General features: G+C 45.6%; 3 protein-coding genes and 1 CRISPR repeat array. Of the genes, 2 read left to right on the forward strand and 1 reads right to left on the reverse strand.

Annotated elements, in window-relative coordinates; translation table 11 throughout:
- Nucleotides 1-2,049 (forward strand): DUF2235 domain-containing protein (locus tag Q0R17_RS17600; protein ID WP_293937376.1); only part of this gene is annotated, 2,049 nt, incomplete at its 5' end.
- Between the two features lie 176 nt (nt 2,050-2,225).
- A complete protein-coding gene (locus Q0R17_RS17605; protein ID WP_293937378.1) occupies nt 2,226-2,630 on the forward strand; it encodes a hypothetical protein in 405 nt (134 codons plus the stop codon).
- A 767-nt stretch (nt 2,631-3,397) separates the two neighbouring features.
- On the opposite strand, the gene Q0R17_RS17610 is transcribed toward Q0R17_RS17605, so the two are convergent.
- A complete protein-coding gene (locus Q0R17_RS17610) occupies nt 3,398-3,694 on the reverse strand; it encodes a DUF1294 domain-containing protein (protein ID WP_293937380.1) in 297 nt (98 codons plus the stop codon).
- A 31-nt stretch (nt 3,695-3,725) separates the two neighbouring features.
- Nucleotides 3,726-4,233: direct repeats of the CRISPR family, unit length 28 nt; unit sequence TTTCTGAGCTGCCTGTGCGGCAGTGAAC.
- The last annotated feature ends 153 nt before the right edge of the window (nt 4,234-4,386 follow it).

A 4,386-nucleotide genomic window follows, 5' to 3' on the forward strand; every position in this document is an offset into this window, starting at 1 on the left:
GAGCCTTCCTGCCTCACCTGCGAAGAAGACATCTTTCTCGGCTTTTTTTTCGATGGCACCAATAACAATAAATATCGGGATACGCCTGAATACTGCCATAGCAATGTGGCGCGTTTATACGAGGCTTATCCGGGCAAGGGCACGATGTCGCAGCTGGCTTTAACCAGCGGGACAGCCAAAGCGGATGAGCCTTATCTGAAAGGGCCGGGAACGGATCCGTATTTGTATCGTAAAACCTATATTCCCGGCGTGGGTACGCCGTTTCAAAAGCTGGGGGATAGCGGTGTAGATAGTGATAAAACAGGTGGGCTGGCGGCTGCCATGCATGCGGAAGTCAGGATGTGCTGGGCTCTGCTGCAAGTAACTAACCATATTTCTGCCGCTTTGCTGGGTGAAAACCTGACTGATCCACTGGATAATGACGGCAAGCTGGCGCAAAAGATGCTGGATCGTTGGTATGGGGCGCAAAAGCCCCTGCCGCCCACGCTAAAAATACAGCCTTATCAGACCAAGCCGGATCAGTGGTTAGAAATACCCAATCCGCAGGCGGATTTTAGCCGGGCGACGGTGCTGGCTAAACGCAGCCAGGCATTGCACGAAAAAATTAAAGTTAGGCTGGCCAATAAGCCTTCATTACGGCGGGTCAGAATTTCGGTGTTTGGGTTTTCTCGCGGAGCGGCAGAGGCCCGTGCGTTTTGCAATTGGCTGCTGAATGCCTATGGCGGCGGGGTGGGCGGGATAGCGCTGAGTGTTGATTTTCTGGGCTTGTTTGACACCGTAGCATCGGTAGGGATTTCCCGGTCTGCACCTGGGGCAGATGGTCATTATGCTTGGGCCACCGAGCAGAATTTAAGCGTTTCTTCCAGTGTTAAACGTTGCGTGCATTTAGTTGCTGCGCACGAGGTAAGGGCTTCGTTTCCTTTGGATTCGGTGGGAAGTGGCAGTCATTTGAAAGAGGTGGTTTATCCAGGCGTGCACTCCGATATTGGCGGCGGTTATTTACCGGATGATCAAGGGCGGGCGAGTGGTAAGGGCAGTGCGGGAGATCAGAAAAAAATTTCGCAAATTACGCTGGCACAAATGTACCGCGAGGCGCTGATGGCGGGCGTGCCGATGACTAATCCAAGCGAATGGAAGGGCTTTCGGGAAAGTAATTTTAAAATTGACAGCCAAACGATTAAAAAATTTAATGACTATGTGCAAGCAACCAGCAAGCTTAGTACCCCATCGAGCAGCCCAGTCAGTAAAGCCAGTTTGGCAGCGATTGACCCAATGTGGCCTGTTGAGCGCCAGCCTTCGATGCCCTTGCTAAAACTGATGCATCAGCACTATGGCTATTTTTTGCAATGGCGGCGCTCCATTCTAGGGCATGCCCATGAACAGGCTAGCCTGAATGCATCTACTGCCGTTTCTAAAGCACAAGATATTGTTGATTTTAAGGTGACAGATCAGCAGCTCAAGCTAGAGCTGGATTTTTTGCAGGATCAATCCTCTCTTAAGTTTTTAAATTCTGATGATCCGGTGATAGAAAAAATACTCTTACAAACCACCGCGAGTACACGCGTCTTTCCTGGCCCTATAGTATCCGCAGGCCTGAGCTTACTTGCTCGGCATTTGGTCGCTAATGTGATGAAAGATAAGCAAAAAGAATGGGATGAGGGAATTAAAGCATTGTGGGCAGGCCACTGCCCAGCGCCGTGCCTGCCATTTTTTGAAACATTGATGCACGATTCCAGAGCGTGGTTTAAGCCACTTGGAGCAGAAGCCGCTGACGAGGCTAAAGTAGAAATAGCAAAGCTTCAGCGTGAAAATCATGAGTTAAAGCAAAGGAATGAAGCGATTCTTACTCATCCAGATTTATTGCAGCGTTCGGGCGTTTCGGTCACAGAGGTGCAAAGACTCAAAGAAAAAAACACGGCCAAAATAGAAGAAAATAATAAAATAATCGAAGAATATAAAACAGGTCGCCGTATTCGTCTTGCATTTGAAGGGCATGAGCCTTATCGCATGTATGGCTATCTGCGCTGGCGGCATGTCTTTGGCGCATAAGCACTAATTCACTCTACTTGGCAATCTTTTGATGGAGAAGAAGCACTGAGTGAAAATTAATTTTTAAATTTTTTAGGTGAGTTTTTATTTTCTTGCTACGATTTTCTAATTATGAGTGTAATTAATTGAATGAGTACTTTTTATGTGACTATTATGTTTTTTAAAGAAGGATGTATATGTTAATACTTGGCATTTTTTTGCTTGTTTGTTCTGGTTTTATGTTTTTATGGTTTTTTTTTATTGAGTTGTTGGATATTATTCCATTTTTTAGACTTCGTGAAGGATTGAGTAATTATCTTGGTGTTGATTTAATTATTCATAATCAATTTTCTATTGCTGTTATTTGTTTATTTACTGGGTTTGTTTTTTTGTATGCGCATGTGGAAAATAAAAAAGAAGATTGGGAAAAAAGTATTCTATTAGCCATCGATAAGGATGATGTTTTACTGCTGTCTTCAATATTAAAGGTTGATTTATTCTTGTTAAGTGGAAAGAGAAAATTGTTAATTAAATTTCATTTGAAGGCAGAAGAAAAAGGGAGTGTTTTGTGTGCGAAGCTGCTCTTAAGTGAGTTGAAATAAATTAAGCCTATTTTTCATTTTGTCTGAACAGAGAAAATCAGCGAATAAAGCAAACGAATGAATATCTGCTGGCGAACCCCGATGCCCAGCGGAGAGCGGGCGTTTCGGAGGCCGATACACAAGATCTGGTCGGAAAAAATAATGCACAAATAGCTGAGAATAATAAAATTATTGAAGAGTACAAAACAGGCCGACGTGTGCGGCTTATTTACGCTGGGCAAGAGCCTTATCGAATGTATGGTTATTTACGCTGGCGGCATATCTTTGCTGCGGCAGGCTAAACTCGGGGGCGAACATAGTCAGCGCCTTTTACCACTTCAAAATAGCTGATTTGCCCCCACCCCAGACCCTAATACTTTATTTACATAATTATTAAAAATAAACCATAATAAAATTGCACGGTGATTACACCAAAATATGTTGTTAGAGAAGTATTGATATTTCAGCGGCAAAATAGAGAAAAGTAGTAAGCAGATTGACACGCGTCAATGTTGCAGCGCAACATAAGGAGGATGTTGGCTACATTACTCATTTCTTTAGGAAAAATCATGTCCTTTCATGAAACCGACAATCTAGCCCGTACCCAACACATCATCCCGCAGCAACCCATCTGGATTCAACTTTGGCTGGAATATTTGGATGGTGACGTGGCATAGCATTAAAGAAGCGATATCGCTGTGACTATCTACTGCGCCTAGCTTGTGAAATGAGTTTGTATCGGGTGTGCAAGTCGCGTCTCTTGTGCACCGCCTTCGGCCTTAAGCCGCTCAACGCCAGCGCATCAAAAACCACGCCAAAGCCACACAATTAATCAGCACCGTCGCCCAAAACACCACCATAAACGCAGCCTTTTTAGATTTATGCCTCAGCACCCACTGCGCCAACAAAGCCCCCGGCCAGCCCCCCAACAGCCCCAGAAAATGCAAAGTGCTCTCTTGAGTGCGCCAGCGGTTATTCTTAGCTGCGGATTTATCTACGGCGTAGGCAATAAAAGCCACGATGCTCATCAGTAAATAGCCACCAGCAATCCACCCCAGCCAATTGCCCACATCAAAAAACACCATACCAACTCCCTGCTCACCCAAATATAACAGCGGCTTACGCTGCCTGTGCGGCAGTGAACAAAACGCATCAGGCCGTTACGCCGCTCGAGGATTTCTGAGCTGCCTGTGCGGCAGTGAACTTTTTGCTTTCATTCTATTCACCTTTTTCTAATTTCTGAGCTGCCTGTGTGACAGTGAACCCTATCTTTGATGCTGACCAGTCTGTCTATTGTTTCTGAGCTGCCTGTGCGGCAGTGAACTTGGAGGTTCTTCAACTTCAATACAAGGCTATTTTCTGAGCTGCCTGTGCGGCAGTGAACCAGCCTTCACTTTTTATTTATTCCTGCCATTTTTTCTGAGCTGCCTGTGCGGCAGTGAACTCGTCATGGGATGTGGACTGGGTGCAGGAACATTTCTGAGCTGCCTGTGCGGCAGTGAACATGGGCGCAAGCCCTGTTGTAGAGGCTGCCAATTTCTGAGCTGCCTGTACGGCAGTGAACTAGCTTATCTCTCCCCATGCTTGCCCAATTAATTTCTGAGCTGCCTGTACGGCAGTGAACGATCTACAGAGCAGGGTAAGGTTCACACTCATAGGTAACACATTCGTCCAAGGACATAGGTAACACTTCTCTGGTTTGTGATACGCACAACTGGAGCACGTTATGCCGTGGAATGAGGTGAAACCGATGGATGAAAAAGTGAAATTTATCGCC

It is taken from the genome of Iodobacter sp., from assembly GCF_025352645.1.
Classification (GTDB): domain Bacteria; phylum Pseudomonadota; class Gammaproteobacteria; order Burkholderiales; family Chitinibacteraceae; genus Iodobacter.